Source organism: Neorhizobium sp. PAMB6630 (genome assembly GCF_058242775.1).
Window position 1 is genome coordinate 79,592 of record NZ_CM177836.1, and the last position, 25,886, is coordinate 105,477.

General features: G+C 61.5%; 20 protein-coding genes. 11 read left to right on the forward strand and 9 right to left on the reverse strand.

Annotation, left to right across the window (positions count from 1 at the left end; translation table 11 throughout):
• Positions 1-83: 83 nt before the first annotated feature.
• Positions 84-1,418, forward strand: a complete 1,335-nt coding sequence (locus tag AC4CWF_RS00385) for an MFS transporter (protein ID WP_491285513.1) — start codon at positions 84-86, stop codon at positions 1,416-1,418.
• Between the two features lie 66 nt (positions 1,419-1,484).
• Here the strand turns inward: AC4CWF_RS00385 and purH are convergent, their stop codons facing one another.
• From purH to htpX, 4 genes are all read right to left on the reverse strand, one after another.
• On the reverse strand, positions 1,485-3,101 hold the full coding sequence (gene purH / locus AC4CWF_RS00390) for a bifunctional phosphoribosylaminoimidazolecarboxamide formyltransferase/IMP cyclohydrolase (protein ID WP_491283178.1): 1,617 nt from the start codon (positions 3,099-3,101) through the stop codon (positions 1,485-1,487).
• A gap of 130 nt (positions 3,102-3,231) precedes the next feature.
• On the reverse strand, positions 3,232-4,917 hold the full coding sequence (locus AC4CWF_RS00395) for a heparinase II/III family protein (protein WP_491283179.1): 1,686 nt from the start codon (positions 4,915-4,917) through the stop codon (positions 3,232-3,234).
• Positions 4,918-5,024: 107 nt separating this feature from the next.
• Positions 5,025-6,434, reverse strand: a complete 1,410-nt coding sequence (locus tag AC4CWF_RS00400) for an RsmB/NOP family class I SAM-dependent RNA methyltransferase (protein ID WP_491285515.1) — start codon at positions 6,432-6,434, stop codon at positions 5,025-5,027.
• Positions 6,425-7,387: a zinc metalloprotease HtpX gene (gene htpX, locus AC4CWF_RS00405; RefSeq protein WP_491283180.1), complete on the reverse strand. Its 963-nt coding sequence runs from the start codon at positions 7,385-7,387 to the stop codon at positions 6,425-6,427. The genes AC4CWF_RS00400 and htpX overlap by 10 nt, the downstream gene beginning before the upstream one ends.
• A 135-nt stretch (positions 7,388-7,522) precedes the next feature.
• On the opposite strand from htpX, the gene AC4CWF_RS00410 reads away from it, so the two are divergent.
• Positions 7,523-7,741, forward strand: coding sequence for a DUF1674 domain-containing protein (locus tag AC4CWF_RS00410; RefSeq protein WP_491283181.1), 219 nt, complete (start codon positions 7,523-7,525; stop codon positions 7,739-7,741).
• Positions 7,742-7,762: 21 nt separating this feature from the next.
• Here the strand turns inward: AC4CWF_RS00410 and AC4CWF_RS00415 are convergent, their stop codons facing one another.
• Together AC4CWF_RS00415 and AC4CWF_RS00420 are read right to left on the reverse strand one after the other, a co-directional pair.
• The gene (locus tag AC4CWF_RS00415) at positions 7,763-8,239 is read right to left on the reverse strand and encodes a hypothetical protein (RefSeq protein WP_491283182.1); all 477 of its coding nucleotides are present in this window, start codon (positions 8,237-8,239) and stop codon (positions 7,763-7,765) included.
• Between the two features lie 131 nt (positions 8,240-8,370).
• Complete coding sequence (locus AC4CWF_RS00420; protein WP_491283183.1) at positions 8,371-8,586, reverse strand: hypothetical protein; 216 nt, start codon at positions 8,584-8,586, stop codon at positions 8,371-8,373.
• A 338-nt stretch (positions 8,587-8,924) separates the two neighbouring features.
• Between AC4CWF_RS00420 and AC4CWF_RS00425 the strand changes: the two genes are divergently transcribed.
• Positions 8,925-11,090: a putative bifunctional diguanylate cyclase/phosphodiesterase gene (locus AC4CWF_RS00425; protein ID WP_491283184.1), complete on the forward strand. Its 2,166-nt coding sequence runs from the start codon at positions 8,925-8,927 to the stop codon at positions 11,088-11,090.
• Positions 11,087-13,585, forward strand: coding sequence for an ATP-binding protein (locus AC4CWF_RS00430; RefSeq protein WP_491283185.1), 2,499 nt, complete (start codon positions 11,087-11,089; stop codon positions 13,583-13,585). The genes AC4CWF_RS00425 and AC4CWF_RS00430 overlap by 4 nt, the downstream gene beginning before the upstream one ends.
• A 9-nt stretch (positions 13,586-13,594) precedes the next feature.
• On the opposite strand, the gene AC4CWF_RS00435 is transcribed toward AC4CWF_RS00430, so the two are convergent.
• The 3 genes from AC4CWF_RS00435 to AC4CWF_RS00445 all read right to left on the reverse strand — a co-directional run bounded on the left by AC4CWF_RS00435 (position 13,595) and on the right by AC4CWF_RS00445 (position 18,327).
• A complete protein-coding gene (locus AC4CWF_RS00435; RefSeq protein ID WP_491283186.1) occupies positions 13,595-14,581 on the reverse strand; it encodes a crotonase/enoyl-CoA hydratase family protein in 987 nt (328 codons plus the stop codon).
• Between the two features lie 186 nt (positions 14,582-14,767).
• Positions 14,768-16,060 carry an L-rhamnose catabolism isomerase gene (rhaI, locus tag AC4CWF_RS00440; protein ID WP_491283187.1) on the reverse strand — a complete coding sequence of 431 codons (1,293 nt, stop codon included), beginning with the start codon at positions 16,058-16,060 and terminating at the stop codon, positions 14,768-14,770.
• A 170-nt stretch (positions 16,061-16,230) separates the two neighbouring features.
• On the reverse strand, positions 16,231-18,327 hold the full coding sequence (locus AC4CWF_RS00445; RefSeq protein ID WP_491283188.1) for a bifunctional rhamnulose-1-phosphate aldolase/short-chain dehydrogenase: 2,097 nt from the start codon (positions 18,325-18,327) through the stop codon (positions 16,231-16,233).
• Positions 18,328-18,527: 200 nt separating this feature from the next.
• Here AC4CWF_RS00445 and AC4CWF_RS00450 point away from each other — a divergent pair, with 200 nt between their 5' ends.
• From AC4CWF_RS00450 to AC4CWF_RS00480, 7 genes are all read left to right on the forward strand, one after another.
• Positions 18,528-19,340 (forward strand): DeoR/GlpR family DNA-binding transcription regulator, encoded by an 813-nt coding sequence (locus AC4CWF_RS00450; protein ID WP_491283189.1) that lies wholly within the window; start codon positions 18,528-18,530, stop codon positions 19,338-19,340.
• 55 nt (positions 19,341-19,395) lie between these two features.
• Positions 19,396-20,400 (forward strand): rhamnose ABC transporter substrate-binding protein, encoded by a 1,005-nt coding sequence (gene rhaS, locus AC4CWF_RS00455; RefSeq protein WP_491283190.1) that lies wholly within the window; start codon positions 19,396-19,398, stop codon positions 20,398-20,400.
• A 275-nt stretch (positions 20,401-20,675) separates the two neighbouring features.
• Positions 20,676-22,145: a sugar ABC transporter ATP-binding protein gene (locus tag AC4CWF_RS00460; RefSeq protein ID WP_491285517.1), complete on the forward strand. Its 1,470-nt coding sequence runs from the start codon at positions 20,676-20,678 to the stop codon at positions 22,143-22,145.
• A 10-nt stretch (positions 22,146-22,155) separates the two neighbouring features.
• The gene (locus AC4CWF_RS00465) at positions 22,156-23,145 is read left to right on the forward strand and encodes an ABC transporter permease (protein ID WP_491283191.1); all 990 of its coding nucleotides are present in this window, start codon (positions 22,156-22,158) and stop codon (positions 23,143-23,145) included.
• Complete coding sequence (locus AC4CWF_RS00470) at positions 23,142-24,155, forward strand: ABC transporter permease (RefSeq protein ID WP_491283192.1); 1,014 nt, start codon at positions 23,142-23,144, stop codon at positions 24,153-24,155. Before AC4CWF_RS00465 ends, AC4CWF_RS00470 begins: the two co-directional genes overlap by 4 nt.
• A complete protein-coding gene (rhaM, locus tag AC4CWF_RS00475) occupies positions 24,152-24,472 on the forward strand; it encodes an L-rhamnose mutarotase (protein ID WP_491283193.1) in 321 nt (106 codons plus the stop codon). The genes AC4CWF_RS00470 and rhaM overlap by 4 nt, the downstream gene beginning before the upstream one ends.
• Positions 24,469-25,851, forward strand: a complete 1,383-nt coding sequence (locus tag AC4CWF_RS00480) for an FGGY-family carbohydrate kinase (protein ID WP_491283194.1) — start codon at positions 24,469-24,471, stop codon at positions 25,849-25,851. The genes rhaM and AC4CWF_RS00480 overlap by 4 nt, the downstream gene beginning before the upstream one ends.
• Positions 25,852-25,886: the final 35 nt, after the last annotated feature.

Genomic DNA, 25,886 nt, shown 5'->3' on the forward strand with positions numbered 1-25,886 from the left:
CGCTCTGAAACGGGAGGAGCGCCGTGACGTTTGAAAACTCCGGGACGGTGCCCAAGGTGCCGTCCCGCGGAATCTGGGGCTGGATGCTGTTCGATTGGGCAGCCCAGCCCTTCTTCACGGTGGTGACCACCTTCGTCTTCGGGCCCTATTTCGTCGCCCGCCTCACAGAGGATCCCGTGGCAGCCCAGGCCATGTGGAGCAACATGGCAACCGTTTCCTCCATCGTGATCGCGCTTCTGTCGCCGGTCCTCGGTGCGATTGCCGATCAGTCCGGCCCGCGAAAGCCGTGGATCGCCTGTTTTGCCGTGGTGAAGATTGCATCGCTGGCGATGCTCTGGTTTGCAGCCCCGGGCTCAGCCCTCGTCTGGCCGGTTACCTTTATGATACTTGCCTCGATCGCGGCGGAATTTTCCATCGTGTTCAATGATTCGATGATGCCGCGGCTGGTGCCGGCAAGCGAGGTGGGCCGTGTCTCCAACACCGCCTGGGGGCTGGGTTATCTCGGCGGCATGGTGGTGCTGATCTTCGTCGTCGGTTTTCTGGCGGCCGATCCGAAGACGGGGGTGACGATCCTCGGCATGGCGCCGCTCTTCGGGCTCGATCCGGCGCTCGGCGAAGATGCGCGCATCACGGGACCTCTGGCTGCCGGCTGGTATCTTCTCTTCATCCTGCCGATGTTCTTTTTCACGCCGGATGCCAAGCGCGGCGAACCAATGAAAACCGCCGTTGTCTCCGGTGTGCGGGAGCTTTCCGCCACGCTGGGCGAACTGGTGGCGCGACGCCGCACGATCCTTCGATTTCTCATCGCCCGCATGCTGTACCAGGACGGCGTGAACGGTCTTCTGATCCTCGGCGGCGCCTTTGCGGCGGGCATGTTCGGCTGGGCGACGCTCGAAATCGGCCTGTTCGGCATCCTCATCAATGTCGTCGCGATCTTCAGCTGCCTTGCTGCCGGCCACATCGACAGGCTGTCCGGCTCAAAAACCGTCGTCATCCTCAGCCTTGTTCTGTTGCTCATCGCAACGCTCGGCATCATCTCGACGGCGCCCGGTTACATCCTGTTCGGGCTTGTACCGCTGTCGCCTGTCGATACCGGCGGGGTTTTCTCGACCGCGGCCGAAAAGGTTTATCTGCTCTTCGGCGCGCTGATCGGCATGGCGTTTGGTCCCGTGCAGGCCTCGTCGCGCTCCTATCTGTCGCGCAGCGTGCATCCGGATGAGGCCGGGCGCTATTTCGGCATTTATGCGCTGTCCGGCCGCGCCACGAGTTTCATGGCAACGCTCTCCTTCTCGCTCGTCACCTATGCCTCAGGCTCGGCGCGGCTCGGTATGGCCATGCTCATTCTGTTTCTTCTCGCCGGCCTCGTTCTTCTGATCGGAACCCGTTATCCGGCCGTGGAGCGCCCGGAAGAGCGCTGATCCTCAACGAAAAATGCCCGGGCGTAACCCGGGCATTTTGCAGGATGGTTTGAGGCTCGACCGCAATCAGTGGCGGAAATGGCGCATGCCGGTAAACACCATGGCAACGCCATGTTCGTCGGCGGCCGCAATCACCTCTTCGTCGCGCATCGAGCCGCCCGGCTGGATGAGGGCGGTGGCGCCGGCGGCAATCATCGACAAAAGACCATCGGCAAACGGCAGGAAGGCTTCGGAGGCAACGGCGGAGCCTTGCGTCATCGGTACCGCCCAGCCCATCACCTTGGCGGCCTCTTCAGCCTTCAGGGCGGCGATGCGGGCGGAATCGACGCGGCTCATCTGGCCAGCGCCAATGCCGGCCGTCTGGCCGTCCTTGGCATAGACCACGGCGTTCGATTTCACATGTTTTGCCACCTTGAAGGCAAACTTCATGTCGATCAGTTCCTGCTCGCTCGGCGCGCGCTTGGTCACGACGCGCAGATCGAGATCTTCCACCATGCCATTGTCGCGGGTCTGGACGAGAAGTCCGCCGGAGACGGTCTTGGCGGTGAGGCCCCGCGAGCGCGGATCCGGCAGGCCACCGGCCACGAGCAGGCGCAGGTTTGGCTTTTTCGCAATGATCGCTTTGGCCTCTTCCGAGGCATCCGGCGCGATGATGACTTCGGTAAACAGCTTGATGATCTGTTCTGCCGTTGCCGCATCCAGCATCTGGTTGAGCGCGATCACGCCGCCGAAGGCAGAGGTGCTGTCGCAGGCAAGCGCCCGGCCATAGGCATCAACGAGCGAGGAACCGATGGCGACGCCGCAGGGGTTGGCGTGCTTGATGATGGCGCAGGCAGCACCCATCTCGGCCGGAAATTCGCTGACCAGTTCGTAAGCCGCGTCCGTATCGTTGATGTTGTTGTAGGAAAGCTGCTTGCCCTGGATGAGGGTTGCCGTCGATACGCCGGGGCGCTTGTCGCCGGTCAGGTAAAAGCCGGCGGACTGGTGCGGGTTTTCGCCGTAGCGCATTTCCTGGGCCAGAATGCCGCCGACGGTGCGGTAGCGCGGCATCTCGATATCGAGCGCTTCGGCAAACCAGTTGGAAATCATCGTGTCATAGGCGGCCGTGCGGGAATAGGCACGGGCCGCAAGCTTCTGGCGGAAGGCGTAAGCCGTCTTGCCCTCGTCGGCGCGCATCGCCTCGATCAGCTGCGGATAATCCTGCGGATCGGTGACGATGGTCACATAGGCATGGTTCTTGGCGGCGGCGCGGATCATCGCCGGACCGCCGATATCGATGTTTTCGACCGTCGTCGGATAATCGCCGCCGGCAGCCCGGACTTCTTCGAACGGATAAAGGTTGATGACGGCAAGATCGATCGCGCCGATCTTGTGCTCTTCCATCGCCTTCACATGCTCGGCATCGTCGCGGATGGCAAGAAGCCCGCCATGCACACCCGGATGCAGCGTCTTGACGCGGCCGTCCATGATTTCCGGAAAGCCGGTGACATCAGACACATCGGTCACATCAAGGCCCGCCTCACGGATCGCCTTGAACGTGCCGCCGGTCGACAGAAGCTTCACGCCGTGATCTGCAAGCGCGCGGGCCAGCTCCACGATGCCGGTCTTGTCGGAGACCGACAGAAGCGCCGTGCGAATTTTCACTTTGTCGGGGGCGGGGATCATCTTGGAAACGACGGCCATCGGGGAACTCCGTGCTGGGTAACTTGGCCCCGTCTGCGGCGGGCGCCTCAATCCGCGCCGCGTTAGCACAGCTTGGCGCCGGAGGAAACGGCTGGCGGCCGCCTGACGCGCGCAGACGGTCGTTTTGCGCTCAAACCTGCTGCTTCAGCATCCAGCGCAGGTCGCAGGTGTCCGGCAGGGAAAACTCGACGACCAGCTGATGGCTGCCCCGTATTCCAGAGACATCGGCGAAGAACACGTCTTCCTCGATGGCGACCGTCTGGCCGGGCACGGAAAACAGCCAGGTTTCTCCATCGGGGGCTGCCATGCGGATCGTATCGGCCTGCAGCCTCTGCATGAGGATGGCGGGATGCACGTGGAAGCGCAGCGTGCCCGGCACGGAACGACCGGCCTTGCCGCCCGCGCCGTCTGGCATGAAGAAGTGATCGTGCCCCTTGATCTTGTTGCCCTTCGCCGCAAGGCCGATTTCGCGCTGGTGGATGTAGCCGAAGTTTTTCAGATACCCATCATGGGAGGCCTTCACCCAGTCATTGCCATAGGCATCGTCCCAGCGCCGTGCCTCCACGGTCTCCAGCCCATCCACCATCATCGGCCCGAGAAAACTTGAGGTGAGGATGCGCGCCGAGGAGGTTTCGCCAAGCGTTGCAGTGGAATGAGCCGCCGTCGAGCGCGACAGCAGGCGAAAATCGCGGCCCGAAAATTTTGGCGCCCCGGCATTGACGATGAAACGGTTGCGCCCGGCTGACATCTCAAACGACAGGCACCCGGCATGCGCCGACCGCGACAGTTCCGGCGAGGTCGGCTTTCCGGCATCGATGAGAAGGATCGTCTCTCCGGCGGTCAGGCGGTGATACTGGCTGTGGGGCAGGGCCTTGAACGGCTTTCCACCGGTTTCGTCATAACGCAGCACCGACATCAGCTCGGTGGCGGGCGTGGCGCTTGCGCCATTAAACAGGGCGAGGTCGCCGTCCTGGTGGCGAAAGAAACGCAGCGCCGGAAAGATCCGGTCGATCGTCGGGATGAGCTTGCCCGGCACGTCCTGGCCAAGATTGATATAGGTCTGGCGCAGCGGCAAGAGGTCGAGCAGCAGTTCGAGTGCCGCACGCGGATTGCGCGAGGCGTGCCCGCCATCGGCAAGGATCTGGCGCTCAAGCTCCCGGTCGAGCCTGTGGCCTTCGCGGCGGATGGCCTTGTCTGTCGAGGGAATGGCTAGCGAGGCCATGGCCAGCGCGATATGGATGCGCAGCCGTGTTTCGCTGTCTCCAAGGCAGCCGGCCACCTTGCTGAGGTAACGGCGGTGGACGGCAAGGCTTTTCATGAAGCGCCGGTAAAAGCCGCTTTCAGCCCCCTGCAGCACGACCGGCGAATGACAGAGGAAGGCGATCATCCGTTCGGTTGCCACCTGCGGTTCCCAGGCAATGCCGGAAATCTTGCGGTTGTGCAGGTTCATCCAGGACGAGACGAGGCTGCGGGCGCGCGTGCGCGCCTGGGGCGTGCGGATTGCCCGCATATGCCGCAGGAAGGCGAAGGAATGCAGGCGATCGGCAAAGGCGCGCGAGGGAAGCTGCATCAGGAAAGGCGAGATGTCGCCGGCCTCCAGCAGCTTTCCGGCCAGTGCAAAGCGCCCCTCCATGATCTCCTCGGCAATATAGGGATCGACGGACCGCAGGTCGGTCGGTGCCACCACCAGCCGGTCCGGCACGTCGAGCAGCACGCGGCAACGCGCCATCCCAAGCGTAGTCATGCGCCGGCAGAGGCGCCTGCGGGCCTCCGTCGTCCAGAGAGCAACATGGTGTCGGCGCTCTGCCATGAGCATCGTCAAATCCGGAAATCCCTGATGGACCCCTCCCGCCTGCCACTTCTCCTGAAACGGCCGCAGTCCATTACAAGTCCCGAATGTGCGCGCTTATGGTGAATAAATCCTTACCCGCGCTGCAGAACGCAGGCGAAAAACCCGTCCATGCCACCGGCATGACCTTCGCTCGGCAAGATCATGGCAGGCGTCGTGCGGAATTCGCCAAGCGGGTTGATCGCCTCTTCCAGCCCCGGCCAGTCCTCGCGCCGGATCGGCACGCGCTTGACCGAGGCATCGTCGCGCAGCAATTGCGCCACAAGTTGCTCGCCTTCCAGCGGATCGAGCGAGCAGTTGGAAAACACCACCAGCCCGCCGGGCTTCACCAGCGTCAGGGCATGGCGCAGCATGCGGCCCTGCAGTTCCGCCAGCTTTTCGATGTCCTTTGCGTCCTTGGTCCAGAGCACGTCCGGGTGCCGACGGGTGGTGCCGGTAGACGAGCAGGGGGCATCGAGCAGCACGCCATCCAGAAGCTCTTCCGGCTTGAAGTCGAAGAGGTTTGCCTGAACGATCTCGGCGGACAGATTGAGGCGGGCGAGGTTTTCGGTGAGACGCACAGCACGATTGCCCGACATCTCGACGGCAATAACTTCGGCCCCGAGCGCGCAGAGCTGCGCCGTCTTGCCACCGGGTGCGGCGCAGAGATCGGCAATGCGCTTGTCCTTGATCTGCCCGAACAGTTGGGCTGGAATGCTGGCGGCGGCATCCTGAACCCACCAGGCGCCATCCTCGAAACCATCAACAGCGGGAATGCCGCCCTCAAAGGCTGAAAGCCGCAGGCTTCCGGTCGGCAGAAGGCGAGCGTTGAGCCGCTCGGCCCAGGCTTGTCCGTCGGCCTTGACGGTGAGATCGATTGGCGCTGGCGTCAGTTGCGCCTCGGCAATGCGCCGTGCCTCAGCCTCGCCATAGGATTTGACGAGACGGGCATAAAACCAGCCGGGCACCGGAGAGATGGCCTCGCTTGCGATAAGGATTTCGTCGCGCTCGCGCACCATGCGGCGCAGAAGGGCGTTGACCAGCTTGGCAAAACGTCGGTTGCGCGGATCGCGATGCGCCTGCTCGACGGCGAGGTCAACGGCGGCATGCGAGGGAATGTCGAGGTAAAGGATCTGCGCGGCTGCCGTCGTCAGAACGTGCTGGAGCGCGCGCGCGCCCTCCGGCAGCGGCTTGTCGAGCATCATCGACAGGCTTTTTTCAATGCGCGGAAGGTGGCGAAGCGTGGTGTTGAGGATGGCGCGCAGCAGCGAGCGGTCCGCCTCGCTCAAGGCGCGGTAGGCCGGGTTGCCGTGGCCGGCATCCAGCATGCCATCGAGCGGCGTCTTTTTGTCGATGACGGCGGCGAGGATCTTGGAGGCGGCGATGCGCACATCAAGGCCCGGCTTGTCGGCAAACACCGGATGTCTTGGCGCTCCGTCTTCGCTCGGGCGTGGCGTGGAGGGCTTCTGTCGTTTCTTCTTGTTGTCGTCTGCCGTCAAGACCAGGGACCTTTGCGCGGTTCGTCATCGTTGCGGCGCGCCGGGCCGGTTGTCGGCACGGAACGCGATGTGCGCGTGGGTCTAGCAGTCGTTGCAGGGCGCGTCGAGGTCATGGGCATGCTCGATGCCATGGAATGCAGGGCGGCGATGCGGTTTCCGGTGTCGGGATGGGTCGAAAACAGGTTGTCCATCCGCTCACCCGACAGTGGATTGATGATGAACATATGCGCGGTGGCCGGATTGCGCTCGGCATCCTGGCTACGGATCGTCTGGGCAGCACCGGCGATCTTGCCAAGCGCCGAGGCAAGCCAGAGCGGATTGCCGCAGATTTCAGCGCCGCGTTTGTCGGCCGAATATTCGCGCGTGCGGCTGATCGCCATCTGCACGAGCATGGCCGCAAGCGGTGCCACGATCATGGCGACGAGCACGCCGATGAAACCGAGCGGATTGTTGTTCTCTCGGTTGCCGCCAAAGAAGAAGGCGAAATTGCCGAGCATGGAAATCGCACCGGCAAGCGTTGCCGTAATCGTCATGGTCAGCGTGTCGCGGTTCTGGATATGGGCAAGCTCATGCGCCATCACACCCGCCACTTCCTCCGGCGAAAGCCGTTCCAGAAGGCCGGTGGAGGCAGCAACGGCGGCGTTTTCCGGGTTGCGGCCGGTCGCAAAGGCGTTCGGCTGGGCATTGTCATAGATGTAGACGCGCGGCATCGGCAGCCCCGCATTGGCCGAGAGATCGCGGATCATATAGTAGAATTCCGGCGCATTGTTCGCGTCAACCTCTTGCGCGCGATAGGCCGAAAGCACCATCTTGTCGGAATTCCAGTAGGAGAACAGGTTCATGCCGGCCGCGATCACAAGTGCGATCATCATGCCGGCGCGGCCACCGATCAGGAAGCCGACGCCCATGAAGAGAGCCGTCATGAAGGCCAGAAGCATGGCGGTGCGGATCATGTTCATCGTCGGTTCTCCGAGGAATGGGATCGCGGCGCTTCATGCGCGCCGCATTTTATCGTAAAGGCGCATTGATCGTAGAGGAATGTGGTTATCCGGGGCGTGTTTTCAATATTCCCCGCAACGCAAGGACGTTTTGCCATGCAGATGCCGGACAACGACAATATCGAAACCGAAACCACGGCGGACCCGGCTCCGAAGGTGCTTTCGCCCGCCGCACAGCGTGCGCTTCAGGAAGCCGAGGAGCGGCGCGCCCGCGAAAAGCCGGTGGAGATGCCCGCAGAGCGCGGCGGGCGTGGCGGTGCCGATCCCGCCCGCTTCGGAGACTGGGAAATCAACGGCCGCGCCATCGATTTCTAAGGCGCTGCCACCGGTGCGGCTTCAGGAGTGCGCGACGACACGCACCTCCGGTGGGCGTTCGGCCGAAGCGTCGGGCTGAAGGTGTCGCGCGCCATCGCCCGGTTCGGCCATCTCTGCGGCCTCGTTGACGCGCAACCAGCGTTGAAGGGCTGAAATGACCATAAGCCGGATGCTGGCCTTTCGAATGAGTGCGCGGGCCAAAGCCGTGCCCTGTCCGGCAAAGCCCATTTCGGCCATCACCTCGGACGGCCCGATGCGACGGGCGATCATGATCTTTTCAATGCGGGCAACCGTCAGCGGCAGCAGGTAGCGGCCGTTTGCGATCATTTCGTCGCCAATATCGAGCCTGTTCTGGAAGGTCTCACTGGGCTGCGCACCATCCAGGTCGCCCCCTTTCCCGTAGACGCCGGCAAGAAACGTCCGGCGCTCGTCGGCAGTTGCTCTTTGCCAGTGCTTCTGGAGTTTTTCGAGCGCGCTGCGCTTGTGTTTCTTCGCCATGCCTATCCATTTCCGGCGCCTTGGCCCCTGCCGGGTCCCGGCGATTCGATCTGCCGTCATCCTCATGGCAGTCATGGGACGAAAGCAAGGGTTGCGGCTGACCTCTGTGCGATAGGGGTATGGTGTCCGGATCAGCCGGTCGTATCGGAGGGCAGCGGATCGAGCATGGCTCTCAACTCGTCCGGCTGGCGGATCCCGAACAGATACCAGTCGATCAGCGATCGCCCGATGGCATGGGCCTCGTCGCCGTCAACGGCGAGCGCCCGCTCAGCACAGACCTCTTCCAGCACGTCGCGGAGGATACGCAGATCCTTCGTCTCCAGCGTGTCATAGGAGGAAAACGGCATCTCGCCTCCGTTGGATTACCATGGCTTACAATAGGTGCTCGGATGGCGGCGGTCAAAGCAAAGCCTGCCTTGCAGAGGTCCGGGACGCTGCGGGTGTTGTCGTGCAGCCACGGTCAAACTGTCATAAAATGAACACCAGTATTTGCAGATCCTGTTTCGGGACCGATCTATCGTTGCACTTCAAAGCAAGAGCCTGCGTCTAACCTGATCCAGTATCAAACTGTTAACGGTTTACTGCCTAACGTGGCGCAAGTGTGCCTTGAACGGCATGAAACCTTTGCAGCATGACCATGTCTGCCGCCGATCTGCCGGCCGTCGATATGATATCGGAATCCAGAATGCCCCTAATTGCGATTCTCGATGACCAGGAAACCAACCGACGCATCTTCGAGAGGCTCGCATCCTCGATCGAAGATGCCGTGGTTATCCGCGTCTTTGCGGATCCGGAAAGCGCCATCGCCGCCTTTGAGGCGGGGCTGGTTCCGGATCTCATTGTCACCGATTTCAAGATGCCGGTCATGGACGGCGCCGGTTTCATTCGTGCGGTGCGCGCGCTGCACGGTTTTTCCGAGATCCCGGTGATTGTCATCACTGTTTATGAGGAGCGCAGCTTTCGCATGCGCGCGCTGGAGGCCGGCGCCACCGATTTCCTGCAAAGCCCCATTGATCATCAGGAATTCATCACGCGGGCACGCAACCTGCTGAAGCTGCGCAAGCAGCAACTGCTGCTGGAAAGCCGCGCCCGCTATCTGGCCGTCGAGCTTGCATCAAGCGAGCAATCGCGCCAAGCGGTGCTGCGCGATTCCAGCGAAAGGCTGGCGCAGGTTATCGATACGGTGCCGGCCATGGTCAGTGCCTGCGATCCGGAGGGCCGCATCCTCTTCGTTAATGCGTTCGTCGGCGAATTTATGGCGCGCGATCCGGCAAGCCTTGTCGGCAAGAGCAGCGACCTTCTGGTCGATGCGGAAATTGCCGGGCCGAACCGCATGCTGGATCGCAAGGTCATTCTGAGCGGCCAGCCCCTGCAAAGCTTCGAGCGCGAGATGACAAGTGCCATCGGCGACAGGCGGGTTTTCCTGACGACCAAGTCGCCGCTTCGCGACAGCAGCGAGACCGTTGTCGGCGTCGTCACCAGCGCACTCGACATCACCGAGCGCAAGCGGGCCGAAGAACATCTGTTGCATGTGGCACGCCACGATGCCCTGACCAACCTGCCCAACCGCAACTTCCTGCTGGACCGGTTGCGCCGGGAGGTTGCCCGCGCACGGCGTGGCGATCGGTCTTTTGCCTTGCATTTCATCGATATCGACGAGTTCAAGAGCATCAACGAACTGCTCGGGCACGATGCCGGTGACGAATTCCTGAAGGAAGTCTCCCGCCGCCTGCAACATCTGGCAGGGCCGGACGATATGGTGGCGCGGCTTGGCGGCGATGAGTTTGCCATGCTGCAATCGATCGGCAGCGGCGATCCGGATGCCACCGCCCGTGCCCGTCAGGTGATCGAGGCCCTGGGCCAGCCGTTCACCAGCGAGGGGAAACGATTTTCCTGTGGCGCAAGCATCGGCATTACCGCGCATCCGGTCGATGGCACCGATGTCAGCAAGCTCGTCAAGAATGCTGAGCTTGCCATGTACCAGGCCAAGGAAAATGGCGGCAACCAGTTCCGTTTCTTCGAAACGAACATGGCCGAGCGCATGCGCAACAACGCCATTCTTGATGGCAAGCTGCGCACCGCAATCGATGAGGGTCAGTTCGTCATCTACTACCAGCCGCTGATTTCGGCCGCCTCCGGCACAGTGATCGGCGCTGAGGCGCTGCTGCGCTGGCAGCACCCGGAACAGGGACTGGTGACGCCGGGCAGTTTTCTGCCGCGGGCGGAAGAAAACGGCCTGATCGTGCCGATCAACGAATGGGTTTTGACCGAGGCTTGCCGGGAGGCCCGCAACTGGCAGCGTCTGGGGCTTTCGGACCTGCGGATCAGCGTCAACCTGTCGCCGGTCCAGTTCCGTCGGGTCAACGTGGCCGACCTCATCATGCGGTCGCTTGCTGCCGCCGACCTGGATCCCAGCTTTCTGGAGATCGAGATCACCGAGAACATCGTCATCGAGAACACCGAGAGCGTCGTATCCGCGTTAAAGCAGATCGGCGCCTCGGGAGTGGGCATTTCTATCGACGATTTCGGCACCGGTTATTCGTCGCTGAACTATATCAAGCAGTTTCCCATCGATCGCATCAAGATCGATCAGTGTTTCGTCCGCAACATGGTAGAGGATCCGAGCGACCATGCCATCGTGCGCACGGTTGCCAATCTCGGTCACAGCCTTGGCCTCACCGTCGTTGCCGAAGGTGTCGAGACGGAGGCGCAGGCAACGCTGCTGAAGGTCGATGGTTGCGATGTCATGCAGGGTTATCTCTTCGGGCGCCCGATGCCGGCCGCGCAGTTCATCGATCTGGTGCGCGGGCAACAGAGCCTTGATCCGCAGGGGCTGGGAATCAGTGCATGAGGCAGGCCCTTCCCCTTGATCCCCGCCGGCTGTTTGGCCAGCCGCTCTCGGTCTCGCTGCGTCATTTGCGGGCAATGCTGCGGTCACGCCCGGATACCGAACATGAGCTGACGACAAACCGCCTGATTCTCTCCTCCGGTATCATCATCTATCTGGTGCTTGCTCAGATCTTCGGGTCTGATGCCGCCTCTTCAGCCCTCGACGTGGCGGCCGCACCGGTCGTGTTGTTCGAGATTTTTGCCTTCGGCCTCTTTCTGCATATCCTGTTTTACCCGGGCGTCAGCCATTATCGCCGGGTCGCCGGCATCGTTGCGGATGTCGGGGCGTTTTCCTATGGGCTGCATGTCAGCGGCGAGGCGGGCGCTGCCCTGTTTCTCGTCTATTTCTGGGCCGTCCTCGGCAATGGTTTTCGTTTCGGCATCGTTTATCTGGCCATTGCGGCTGTGGCGGCCGTCACCGGTTTTCTGGCCGTGGTGCTGACCACACCCTATTGGCAGAATGAGATCAATCTCTCCATCGGCCTCATCGGCGCGCTGATCGTCATTCCCGCCTATACGGCAAAGCTCGTGCGCAAGCTCTCCGAGGCAAAACGCGAGGCGGAAGAGGCAAGCCGCGCCAAAAGCCTGTTTCTGGCCAGCATGAGCCACGAGTTGCGCACGCCTCTCAACGCCATCATCGGCCTCAGCGATCTCCTGATGGGCATGGCGCTGAAGAGTGAGCACAAGGATATGGTGCGCACCATCAGCCGCTCCGGCCGCTCGCTCCTGTCGCTGATCGAAGCCCTTCTCGATCTCTCCCGCATCGAGGCGGGTCAGGTGAAGATCCTGCCGGAAAAGGTGGACCTGCCGCGCCTGTTGCAGGACGTGAAGGCCATGGCGGGCGTGGCAGCCCATGCAAAGGGCCTCAGGCTTTCCCTGCATGTCGGCGCCAACACACCGCAATTTGTGCTGGCCGACCGCCGGCATCTGGAAGAAATCCTCCTCAACCTTGCCAGCAATGCCGTCAAGTTCACCGAAAGCGGCCATATCCGGATCGAGGTGGACTATAAGTCCACTGCGGATGGCGCAGGCCTGCATGTGGAGGTCGCGGATACCGGCATCGGGATCGATCCCTCCGCCCATGGGCGCATCTTCGAACGCTTTACCCAGGCGGATGGCACGATCATGGACCGCTTCGGCGGCACCGGGCTTGGGCTTGCCATCGTGCGCCAGCTGGTCCGCGCGATGGGCGGCGAAATCGGGGTTGTCAGCGCACCGGGCGAGGGCAGTTCCTTCTTCTTTCACCTGCCGGTCGAGGCCGTGTTCGAAGAACAGGAAGAGATCACGCTTCCGGTCTTTGTGTATCTCGGGTCGAGCCCGCTGTCGGCTGGGGCCTATCAGGATGCGCGGCGGGTTTCGACCGTCGAAGCGGCGGTGGCGGCGGTGCGGACATTGCAGGGCGAAGGGGTGAGGCGACCGCTTGTGCTGGTCGATTCGCAGATCCGCGATCCTTCGCCGGCGCGCGTGGCGCGGCTGCTGCTCGATGCCTTCCCGCTCGACGATGCCCCGCTTCTGGTTCTCGTCAAGCGCCAGCCAGCGGACGTGCGCCTGACGCCCGTCATGCGCCACCTGTTTTTCTCCGTCGTCGCGCCCGACGCGCCAAACAACCTGTCCCTACTCCTGGCCATGACCAGGGAAAGCGCCGACAGGCAGGCCGAGATGCAGGTGCCGGTGCGCACCGGGCGGCGTTTCAGGCTGCTGATTGCCGACGACAACAAGACCAACCAGATGGTGCTTGGCAAGATTTTGGAAACCAGCGGTCACCATTACGAAGTGGTCGAAAACGGCGAGGCCGCCGTCGAGCGCATGCTGAAGGGCGATCTCGACCTCGTGCTGATGGATCTCAACATGCCGGTGATGAACGGTATCGAGGCGGTGAAATTTTATCGTTTCGCAGCGCTTGGCACGAAGGAAATCCCGGTCGTTGCCGTCACCGCCGATGCCACGGACGAGGCGCGCGAGCGCTGCCTTGCAGCCGGCATGGCGGAATGCCTGACAAAGCCCGTCGAACCAAGGCGTCTCCTGGAAACCATTGCGGCGATCATTGGCGACACCATGCCCGAGCCGGTTGCCGAAGTGGTGGACGCGCCCGTCGCTTCGCCTCTCGCGGCCGACCGTCCGATCATCGATGCGGCCACCTGCGAGGCGCTGGAGCAGTTGGGTGGCACGGAATTCGTCGATCAGCTGCTGGAACAGTTCGTCAGCGATTCCGCCGACGCGCTCAGCGAACTTGCCCATGCGGTTGCGGAGGAAAACGTCCAGAGCTTTCGCAACTGCGCCCATGCCCTGCGCAGTGCCGCTGCCAATGTCGGGGCGGCGCGCATCTACCAGCTCTGCCTGGAATGGCGCGAGATCAACGATCCGGAGCTTAGCCAGCGCGGCGAAATCCACCTCAACCTGCTCAACAGCGAGTTTCAGAGGTTTCAGCGGGAAGTACAATCGCGCCTTGCTTCGTAATACGCCCCGTTAACCGAGGCTCGCCTCGATGCGCTTGGTCTGGGCACCGCGCAACCGGTCGATCTTGCGCAGATCCGCATCTTCAAGCGCCATCGCCGCATCCACCCAGAGATCGACGACGTCGATCAACTCCTGATGGGTGAGCGGGTTTACCCGGCGGCGCACATCACGCATGGTGCGCTGGATGGCGTGCTTGCGGCTGTTGCGGGCGATGTATTCGCGAACGCCCTCTTCACCCTTGCCATCCTCCACCACCATGTCGACGAGACCCATTTCGAAGAGATCGTCGGCGGTATAGATCTGCCCGCCCATGATCATCTTCGTGGCGCGTGTCGGGTCGAGGCGTCGTGACAGGAAGCTGTAGGCGCCCATGCCGGGGAAGAGGTTGAAGAGGATTTCCGGCAGGCCGAACTTTGCCTTGCGCTCGGCAATGATGATGTCGGAGGCAAGCGCTGCCTCGAAGCCGCCGCCGAGCGCATCGCCCTGCACCAGCGAAATCAGGAAGATCGGCAGATCGAGGCTCTGCGATGACGAATAGACGAGGTCGACGCAATCCAGCGCATAACGGCGAAGACCCTCACGATCCCGCCTGCGGATATGCTCGGCAAAATAGCCGAGATCGCCACCGAGGTTGAAGATGTTCGGCTGCTTGGAGCCGTTGACCAGATAAAGCAGCGGCAACTCGTCGCCCGGGCGCTCGAACAATTGCTGGATGCGGCCGCGAAGGCTGCTCAGATCCTTGAGAAGGGCAGGCGTATAACTTGGCGCCTGCGTCGGGCGCATGAAATACCAGAGGGTTTTCTGGGCAGGATCAAGGCGCACCTCAAGCTGCTCATAGGAGGCCGTGGCAAAGCTCAGCTCGATCGGCAGGGCGTCACCGCCTCGCGGCAAGATCTGCCGTTCCGCATTGGCTTTGGAGGGATGCTGAACGACAATGCCGCCGGGCGCCTCGCGTCCGCTGCCTGCCTGTCGCGCCCGCTCCGTTACATCCACCATAGTCTCGACCCCGTTACCAATAGCCGACAGTGTATCAAACTGTGTTGCGGTGCGAAGGGGGCGAACGCGAAGTTTTTAAAATCTGATTAAGAATTACAGTTAATGAACTTTATTTTATTTAGCTAATGCAATAGTTTGTGTGCCTGGTTTGGGGATACTCCACCAGGCACACATCCCTGTGAGGGCTCAGACGATGCCGCCGGAGCCTCCTTTGACTGCAGGACGCTGGGCTGCAACTGTCGCGCGATAGCCGCTTAAACGATAGGCTGCGATGGGATCTATCGCCCCGCCAGCCCGCCGACGCGCTTCTGCCAGAATAGGCTCGACATCGGTGCGATAAGCGCGCTTCAGGGTGTCGCTTGCCATCAGCGCATCGTTTTCCTCCTGGAAACCGTCAAGGCTGGCACGGTCCACCAGCAAGGCCTGCGCATAAGCGCGCCGGATCTCGTTGGCCGAGGAGATCAGGCTTTCGATCGGATCGGTGACATTGTGGCTCTGGTCGATCATGTGGGCGGGGTGGAAACCTTTCACGCCGCGATGATCCGCATCCACAAGCTCATTGAAGACGAGGAACAGGCGGTAGGGATCCACCGAACCGGCATCCAGATCGTCATCACCATATTTCGAATCGTTGAAGTGGAAGCCGCCGAGCTTTTTAAACTGGATGAGGCGGGCGACGATCATCTCGATATTGGTATTGGGTGCATGATGGCCGAGATCGACGAGGCAGAAGGCCTTGTCACCGAGCGTCTGGGCGATCAGGTAATTGGTGCCCCAATCCTGCACGACGGTCGAATAGAAGGCCGGCTCGTACATCTTGTGTTCGGAAAACAGCCGCCAGTCATCCGGCAGCGCCTTGTAGATCTCGCGCATGGCATCGAGATACCGCTCGAACTGACGCGTGAAATTCGTCTGGCCCGGAAAATTGGAGCCGTCGCCGATCCAGACAGTGAGCGCCTTTGAGCCGAGCGCATCGCCGAGTTCGATACATTCGATGTTGTGCTCGATCGCCTGCGCCCGCGTTGCTGCATCCTTGTGGCTAAGCGAGCCGTATTTGTAGGAATGCGCCTGATCGGCGGCGTCCGAAAACGTGTTGGAATTCATCGCATCGAAGCCGAGGCCAAGCGATGCGGCCTTGTCCTTCAAGACCTTCGGGTCAGCCTTGTCCCAGGGAATGTGCAACGAAACAGTGGGTGTCGCCCGCGTCAACTGCTGGATGACGGCGCAATCGTCCAGCTTGTCAAAGATGTGGCGCGGTTCGCCGGGGCCCGGAAAACGGGCAAAACGCGTGCCGCCGGTGCCCACACCCCAGGAGGGGACGGCCACGAAGAAGTCCGACACCTTTGCCGTGATGGCGTTGATATCGATGCCACTGCGGGAAAGCTTTTCGCCCAGTGCTGAATAATCGGATGCAAGGGCGGCTGCGTGTTGTTGATTGTGTACGGCGATCTGATCGCTCGAAATTGTCGGTTCGGTCATTGTGTTTCCTCCCAAAGGATGCGTCCCTCATCCGGCTGCCGCCACCTTCTCCCCGCTTGCGGGGAGAAGGGATATGCGGTGCTGTCTCCGGCGCGTTCAAGCGTTACGTGAACCAACTCCCCGTCATGGCGGGGAGAGGGTGAGGAGCATAGGATCCGGACGCAAGGCCCTTATCGCGTAAAACTCTGCGCGTTGCCCGCATCCACGTTGATGATATTGCCCGTGGATTTCGCCGAAAGATCCGACGCGAGGAAATAGATCGCTTCGGCAATGTCTTCCGGAAACACGTTGAGCTTCAGCATCGAGCGCTTGCGGTAATGTTCTTCCAGATCGTCCACCTCGATCTTCGAAGAAGCCGCGCGCTGTTCGCGCCATTCGCCGTTCCAGATCTTGGAGCCGCGCAGAACCGCATCGGGATTGACAGTGTTGACGCGGATGCCGGCATCGGCCCCTTCCAGCGCCAGGCAGCGCGCCAGATGGATTTCGGCAGCCTTTGCGGTGCAATAGGCCGACGCATTGGGGGAGGAGGCAAGGCCGTTCTTGGAGGCGACGAAGACCACGTTTCCACCGAGCTTCTGGCGGCGGAAAAGACGAAATGCTTCACGTGAAACAAGGAAATAGCCGGTGGCGAGAATGCTGATATTCTTGTCCCACATGGCAAGCGTGGTGTCTTCTACCGGTGCCGAAGAGGCGATGCCGGCATTGGAGACGAGAATGTCGACGCCACCGAATTCGACGGACGCTGCTGCAAAGCTGTCGATGACAGCAGTTTCCTGCGTCACGTCAAGCTTTACCGAACGCACGGAATCGGCGCCGTGGCGTTTGGAGAAATCGGCAAGCGTCGAGGAAAGCGCGTCCGCATCGATATCGGCCAGCACCACGCAGGCGCCTTCCGCCACCAACCGTTCCGCCGTTGCCCGGCCGATGCCGCCGGCACCGCCGGTCACAAAGGCAACCCGGCCGGCAAGGCTTTTGGGCTTGGGCATACGCTGCAGCTTTGCCTCTTCCAGCAGCCAGTATTCGATATCGAAGGCTTCCTGCTCCGGCAGGCCCTGATAGTCGGACACGGTTGAGGCGCCGCGCATCACGTTGATGGCGTTGACATAAAACTCGCCGGCAATGCGGGCCGTCGCCTTGTCTTTCGCAAAGGAGAACATGCCGACGCCGGGAACGAGGAAAATCACCGGGTTCGGGTCGCGGATCTTTGGCGAGTTGTCGTGTTTGCAGGCCTGGTAATAACGCGTGTAATCGGCGCGGTAGTCTTCAAGCGCCTGATCGAGGCCGGAGAGAACCGCATCGACATCCGGCTGCGCCGGATCGAAATCAAGAATCAGCGGGCGGATCTTGGTGCGCAGGAAATGGTCGGGGCAGGAGGTGCCGAGCGCCCCGAGCGGCTTCAGGTCTGCGGAATTGACGAATTCCAGAACCGCATCCTGATCGTCGAAATGGCCAAGCTTGCGCTCAAGTTTTCCGATGCGGCCACGGATCTCCGGCATCAGGCGGGCGGCAATCGTGCGGCGTTCTTCGGCCGGCAGGCTCTGGGTGACGGCGCCACCGAAGATCACCTTGCACTCGGTTTCCGTGGCAAACCAGGCGATGGCCTTATTGATGATCTCGAGCGTCAGCAGGTAGCAATCCTTGGCATCATTTGCCCAGGTAAACAGGCCATGGCTTTCCAGCACCACGCCCTTTGCCGTCGGATTGGCCTTCACGAAGGCTTCGAGATCGAGGCCCAGCTGGAAACCGGGGCGGCGCCAGGGCAGCCAGCCGATATCGGCGCCAAAAATCTGTTGCGTCAGTTCCCTGGAATTCTTTGAGGCGGCAATCGCGATGATTGCATCCGGATGCATGTGATCGACATGCGTGAACGGCACAAAACCGTGCAGCGGCGTATCGATGGAGGCCGCGCGCGGATTGAGGTTGAAGGTGCAATGCGGCAGGAAGCCCACCATGCGGTCTTCATCCTCGACGCCCTTGTAGATGCCCTTCAGCGCCTCCAGCTTCTCCTGGTACAGCGTTGCAAAACCATCGAGCTTGATCGTGCCGACATCGCCGCCGGAGCCTTTGACCCAGAGGATCTGAACCTTTTCCCCGGTCAGCGGATCGGTTTCCATGACCTTGGCGGACGTGTTGCCGCCGCCGTAATTGGTGATGCGCTTGTCGGCGCCCAGAAGGTTGGAGCGGTAAAGAAGCTTGCCCGGTTCATCGAGGTTTGCCGCATGGGCATCGTCCCAGCGGCTTTCGAGAAGGTGTGTTTGGCCCGTCATGGAAATCCTCCCAGATCTGTTGTTCAAGGCGCTCATTCCAAGCCACCTCGGTTGGCTTCAGGATATCGCGCAGGCACATCACGATTGTCAATCAAAAACGATCATAAGTTTTCATTGTGCGGCGCAACATAGGGATTTGTGATTGATTATGATTGACAGCGATCTTTTGCTAAGACTATATCGACAGCAAGGAGGACCCCATGCACGAACGTGAACGCCATCGCATCATCTTGAGCGCGATCCAGGAAAAACCTGTGATCACGGTGCAGGATATTGCTGAGTTAACGGAGGCTTCCGAGGCGACGATCCGGCGTGACATTGCGGCCCTTCATGTGCAGGGAAAGCTGCGCCGGGTGCGCGGCGGGGCGGAAGCCATGCATCCGCCGCAGCTTGGCAATCTGGCGGCGCGACCGTTTCGCGTGTCGGAATCGGTCAATATCGATAAGAAACGCGCAATTGCGCGCGCAGCGGTCGAACTCTGCGAAGAAGGTGATTCGATCATCATCAACGGAGGCACCACGACATTCCAGATGGTGCATTTCATGTCCGCCCGCCGCCTGCAGGTGATGACCAATTCGTTCGCGATTGCCGAACATCTGGTCAAGCAGTCGAAATGCACGGTGACAGTGCCGGGCGGCGCGATCTATCGCGACCAGAGCCTGATTCTGTCGCCCTTCGAAAACGACGCGATCCGCAATTTTTATGCGCGCCGCATGTTTGTCGGTGCGCAAGGCATCTCGGCGCTTGGCGTGATGGAGCCGGATGCGCTGGTGATCCAGAGCGAGCAGCGGCTGATGCGCCAGGCGGATGAGCTGATCCTGCTGGTCGATTCGGGCAAGTTTGCCCGGCGCTCCAGCATGATCCTCTGCCCGCTGGAAAATGTTTCGACCATCATCACCGACGACGGCGTGACCGACGAGGCGGCCGCGATGGTGGAAAATGCAGGCGTGAAGCTGATCACGGTCAAACCCGTGGCAGCCGCCGGCAGACAGGATACTTCTTCGGTCGCGTGAGGAGACGACCGGCCGAAGAAGGGGAGAGAACGGTCTTTAATTGGGAGGAATGAACATGAAATTATCGAGAAGACATCTGGGTGCAGCAACGCTTGCGCTTGCAGCTTCCGTTTCCATGGCAGGCTTTGCCTCTGCCGCCGACATCAAGATCGCGCTGGTGGTGAAGTCGCTCGGCAACGGCTTCTTTGAAGCCGCCAACAAGGGCGCCGAAGAGGCCGCCAAGGAACTGGGCGGCGTCAAGATCATCTATACCGGCCCGACCACGACCACGGCCGAAGGCCAGATCGAAGTCATCAACTCGCTGATCGCGCAAGGTGTGGATGCCATCGCAATTTCCGCCAACGATCCGGATGCCGTGGTGCCGGCCCTGAAGAAGGCCGCACAGCGGGGCATCAAGGTCATCTCCTGGGATTCGGGCGTGGCACCGGCCGGGCGCATCATGCACCTCAACCCGTCCTCCAACGAGCTGATCGGCAAGATGTGCCTGACGCTTGCCAAGGACCATCTGCCCGGCGGCAAGGGCGATTTCGCCATTCTGTCTGCCACCACCACCTCGACCAACCAGAACATCTGGATCGGCGAGATGAAGAAGCAGCTGAAGGATTTCCCCGGCCTCAACCTCGCAACCACCGTCTATGGCGATGACCTCGCCGACAAGAGCTACCGCGAAGCCCAGGGCCTTCTCACCTCGCAGCCGAACGTCAAGGTGATCGTTGCCCCGACCACGGTTGGTGTGCTCGCCGCCTCGCAGGCGGTGAAGGATGCCGGCAAGATCGGTCAGGTCTACGTGACCGGCCTTGGCCTCCCGTCTGAAATGGCCGGCGCCATCAAGTCGGGCGCGACGAAGGAATTTGCAATCTGGAACCCGATCGACCTCGGTTATTCGGCAACCCAGATCGCCTATCACCTCGTCAAGGGTGATGCGACCGGCAAGCCGGGCACCGAAGTGAAGACGGGCCGCATGGGCTCGATCAAGATCGGCGACAATGGCGAAGCCGCGATGGCCGATCCCTTTGTCTATGACGCAAAGAACATCGACCAGTTCTCGAAGATCTTCTGATCGTCGAAGGTCCCTTGAACGGTAAGCGTGTTCCGCCCCCTCAACCGCCTGCCGGCACCTTCTCCCCGATGGGGAGAAGGGGTTTGCCGCAACGCCTGGTTTCTCCTCTCCCCTCGGGGAGAGGGTGGCCGAGCGGAGCGGAGGCCGGGTGAGGGGGCCACGCCCGGTGCAATCAACATTCAGCGAAATGGCCATGCATGATGAACGGCGCCCCCCAGATACAAGATAGCCGCCATCGCGCGGCACCGACACACAATACCGCCCCGGTTCTGGAAATGCGCGGCATCAGCCAGATTTTTCCCGGCGTAAAAGCGCTCGATCAGGTCTCCATCAGCCTTTATCCGGGGCAGGTGACAGCGCTGATCGGTGAAAACGGTGCGGGGAAATCCACACTCGTCAAGATCCTCACCGGCATCTACCGCCCCAACGAGGGTGAGATCCTGATCGATGGCAAGCCGATCAGTTTTGCCAGCGCGCAGGCCGCAATCGATGCCGGCGTCACCGCCATCCATCAGGAAACCGTGCTGTTTGACGAACTGACGGTCGGTGAAAACATCTTTCTCGGCCATGCCCCGCGCGGCCGTTTCGGCACTATCGACTGGCGCACCATCCATGCCCGTTCGCGCGACCTGCTCCGCCAGCTGGAAAGCGACATCGATCCGACGATCCGCCTCAAGGATCTCTCGATTGCCCAGCGCCATCTGGTGGCGATTGCGCGTGCGTTGTCGGTCGAAGCGCGTATCGTCATCATGGATGAGCCGACGGCGGCGCTCTCGCGCAAGGAAATCGATGATCTCTTCCGCATCGTGGAAGGGCTGAAGCGCCAGGACAAGGCGATCCTGTTCATTAGCCACAAGTTCGACGAGGTCTATGAAATCGCCGAGAACTTTGCGGTTTTTCGCGATGGCAAGGCGGTCGGGCAGGGACGCTTGAAGAAAACGCCGCAGGCGGAAATCGTCCGGCTGATGGTCGGGCGCGACGTCCATGATGCGTTTCCGAAGATCGCGGTCGACATTGGCCAGACGGTGCTTTCGGTTCAAAGTTATTGCCATCCAACCGAATTCCACGACATTTCCTTCGAACTGAAGCGCGGCGAAATCTTGGGTGTTTACGGCCTCATCGGCGCCGGGCGCTCGGAACTTTGCCAGTCGCTGTTTGGCATCACCAAACCGTCGTCCGGCCGGCTGACGCTTGAAGGGAATCGTATCGAAATCCGCTCGTCGGCAGAGGCGATTGCGGCCGGCATCGTCTATGTGCCGGAAGAGCGTGGCCGCCATGGGCTGGCGCTGCCCATGCCGATTTTCCAGAACATGTCACTACCCTCGCTTGCCAAAACCTCGCGCTCCGGCTTCCTCAATGCCGCCAACGAGTTAAAGTTGGCCCGGCAATATGCCGAGCGGCTGGACCTGCGGGCGGCGGCCCTTTCGGTGCCGGTTGGCACGCTCTCCGGCGGCAACCAGCAGAAGGTCGTCATCGGCAAGTGGCTCGCGACGCAGCCGAAGGTGATCATTCTCGATGAACCGACCAAGGGCATCGACATCGGCTCGAAGGCCGCCGTGCATGGTTTCATCTCCGAACTTGCCTCCCAGGGTCTCTCCATCATCATGGTCTCCTCCGAACTGCCGGAAATCTTGGGCATGTCGGATCGGGTCATGGTGATGCGCGAGGGGCTGCAGGCGGGAGTTTTCGACCGGGCGCAGGCCTCAGCCGAAGTGCTGGTGCGTGCCGCCACCGGCAATGCGTGAGGGATCCGCGATGACACGATTTCTGAAAAACCGCGAGATCCTGCTCACCGGCATTATCGCGCTGATGATTGCAGGCTTTGCCACCCGCGCGCCGGGTTTTGCCGAGCCGGGCAATCTCGTCAACATTTTTAACGACACGTCGATCCTCATCATCCTGGCGCTGGCGCAGATGACGGTGATCCTCACCAAATCCATCGACCTGTCGGTGGCGGCAAACCTTGCCTTCACCGGCATGGCGGTCGCCATGACCAATGCCGCCTTTCCCGATCTGCCGCTGGTCATTCTGATCGTCATGGCGCTGGGCATCGGCGCATTTTTGGGCGCGATCAACGGCTTTCTCGTGTGGATCCTGCAGATCCCGCCGATTGTCGTCACACTCGGCACGCTCACCATCTATCGCGGCATGGCGTTCGTGCTCTCAGGCGGAAGCTGGGTCAACGCCCACCAGATGACGCCGACCTTCCTCAACGTGCCCCGCACGGTGCTGCTGGGACTGCCGGTTCTCTCCTGGGTGGCGGTGCTGGTGGTGCTGCTCTTCTGGTTCGTGCTGACCCGCACACCATTCGGCCGTGCAGCCTTCGCTTCCGGCGGAAACCCGGTGGCCGCCGTTTATGCCGGCATCGATATCGGCGCCACGCGCTTTCTCGCCTTCGTGCTGTCAGGCGCTATGGCGGGGCTTTGCAGTTATCTCTGGGTGTCGCGTTATGCGGTGGCCTATGTCGATATTGCCAATGGTTTTGAGCTGGATAGCGTCGCGGCCTGCGTGATCGGCGGCATCTCGATTGCCGGTGGCATCGGCTCCGTCGCCGGTGCCGTGCTCGGCGCGCTGTTTCTCGGCGTCATCAAGAATGCGCTGCCGGTCATCGGCATATCTCCCTTTGCCCAGATGGCGATTTCCGGCGTGGTGATCGTGCTGGCCGTGGTTTTCAACGCCCGTGCCGAGGCACGCAAGGGCCGCATCATTCTGCGCAACCGCGAAAAGACCGAGGTGACGGCATGAGCGATCTTGTAAACACTGCTCCCGCTCGCCGCGCGATACCCGACCGGCTTGGCACGCCCTTCACCCGCATCCTTGCCAGTTGGGAAGTGCTGCTGTTTGGCGTGGCGGTGCTGATCTTCATCGCCAATTCGCTGGCCTCGCCCTATTTCCTCGATGCCTGGAACCTGTCGGACGCGACGTTCAACTTTACCGAAAAGGCACTTGTTGCCTTTGCCATGGCGCTCCTCATCATTGCCGGCGAGATCGATCTGTCGGTTGCCGCCATCATCGCGCTTGCCTCAACCGCCATGGGAGCGGCAGCGCAGGCCGGCATCGGAACGCCGGGGCTTGTTGCCATCGGCATCGGCACCGGCCTTCTCTGCGGTGCCTTCAACGGTTTTCTGGTCTCGGCGCTGAAGCTGCCCTCCATCGTCGTCACCATCGGCACGATGAGCCTGTTTCGCGGCATTTCCTACATCACGCTGGGCGACAAGGCCTATGGCGGCTATCCGGAAAGCTTTGCCTATTTCGGCCAGGGTTATCTGTTCTGGGTCTTCTCCTTCGAATTCGGCCTCTTCCTCCTCTGCGCCGCGCTGTTTGCCATTCTCCTGCACAAGACGAATTTCGGCCGGCAGGTCATGGTGATCGGCAATAACGAGTTTGCCGCGCGTTTTTCCGGCGTGCCGGTGGAGCGGGTGAAATTCATCCTCTTCCTGCTGACGGGGCTGATGAGCGGCATTGCGGCCGTCTGCCTCACCTCGCGGCTGGGCTCGACGCGTCCCTCCATCGCGCAAGGCTGGGAGCTGGAAGTGGTCACCATGGTCGTGCTCGGCGGTGTCTCCATTCTCGGCGGTTCCGGCACGATCCTCGGCGTCGTCATTGCCGCCTTCGTCATGGGCCTTGTCACCTTCGGCCTCGGGCTCTTGAACGTGCCCGGCATCGTCATGTCGATCTTCGTTGGCCTTCTCCTCATCGTCACCATCGCGCTGCCCATCCTGGCGCGCCGTATCAAACAGGCAAGACGCGCATGAGCCTTGAAAAACACGCCTTCAAGATGAAGCTTTTGCCCGGCATGGAAGCCGAATACCGCAAGCGCCATGACGAAATCTGGCCGGACCTGGTGGACCTCCTGCACGAGGCCGGTGTCAGCGATTATTCGATCCATCTCGACCGCGAGACCGGCACCCTCTTCGGTGTCCTCACCCGCCCCGCCGATCACACGATGGCAAGGCTGCCGGAGCATCCGGTGATGAAGCGCTGGTGGGCGCATATGGCCGATATCATGGAGACGAACGCGGACAATTCGCCCGTCGCGGCCGATCTCGTCACGGTGTTCCACCTGCCATGACGGGGTTTTCGCGCATTGCCGTTCTCGATGTCGGCAAGACCAATGCCAAGGTTGTCATTCTCGATTGTGCAAGCGGCGAGGAACTGGATGTGCGGCGCGTGCCGAACCGGGTTCTCTCCACGCCGCCCTATCCGCACTACGATATCGATGCCCTCTGGGCCTTTTTCCGTGAGGCCCTGAAGGCGCTTGCGGGCACAACAGGTTTCGATGCGATTTCGATCACCACCCATGGCGCCTCGGCAGCCCTTGTCGATGCGTCGGGAGAACTCGCCCTTCCGGTGTTGGATTACGAGCATCATTATCCGCAGGCCATCGAAGAGGCCTATGCGGCGCTGCGCCCGCCTTTTTCGGAAACCTTTTCGCCGGCCCTTCCCGGTGGCTTGAACCTTGGCGCGCAACTGCATTACCAGAAGACGGCCTTTGCGGATGATTTTGCCCGCGTGGCTGCGATCATGACCTACCCGCAATACTGGGCTTTCCGGCTGACCGGCGTTGCGGCAAACGAAGTGACCTCGCTCGGTTGCCACACCGATCTCTGGCGCCCGCGGGAAGGGCAGTTTTCCAACCTTGTCGATGACCTCGGCATCCGCTCCTTGATGGCGCCGGTGCGGTCCGCCTTTGATCGGCTGGGGGATCTCCTGCCGGATCTTGCTGGAGAAATCGGGCTTTCGGCACCGGTGCCGGTGTTTTGCGGCCTGCACGATTCCAACGCCTCGCTGCTTGCCCATCTGGTGGGCCGCGAGCCGCCGTTTTCGGTGGTTTCCACCGGCACCTGGGTGGTCAGCTTTGCCGTCGGCGGCGATCTCGATCACCTCGACCCGGCCCGTGATACGCTGGCTAATGTCGACGCCTATGGCCGCGCGGTTCCCTCGGCGCGGTTTATGGGTGGGCGCGAATTTGAAATGCTGGCGGCAGCACTTGGCCCGTTTCCCCAAGATGGCGTTTCCTCGGCGCTGCCGGGTGTCCTGTCGAGAGGCTTGATGCTTTTGCCCAACGTGGCGGAAGGCTCCGGCCCGTTTCCCGGAAAGCGTCTTCGGTGGATCGAGGCAGTAACTGTGCCCAGCCCCGATCGCCACGAGCGCTGCGCGGCGGCCTCGCTTTATCTGGCGCTGATGACTGAGGCCTGCCTGGAGCTTATAGGCGCTGGCGGGCCGGTTCTGGTCGAAGGGCCGTTTGCTGCAAACGAAACCTATCTTTCGGCGCTGGCCGGTCTTCTTCGCCGTCCGGTTCTGGCGCTGAACGGCTCGACCGGCACCACGCATGGAGCAGCCCTCCTCTGCGGTGCGCATCTTCCCGCTGAAAGTGGCCGCGCGGTTTTGCCGTTTGAGGCAGACGGGCTCGGCGAATACCGCGCTCTCTGGCGCTCGCATCTCACCTGAACCATACCGTCAGGAACTATCCTTTGCGTTGCCGG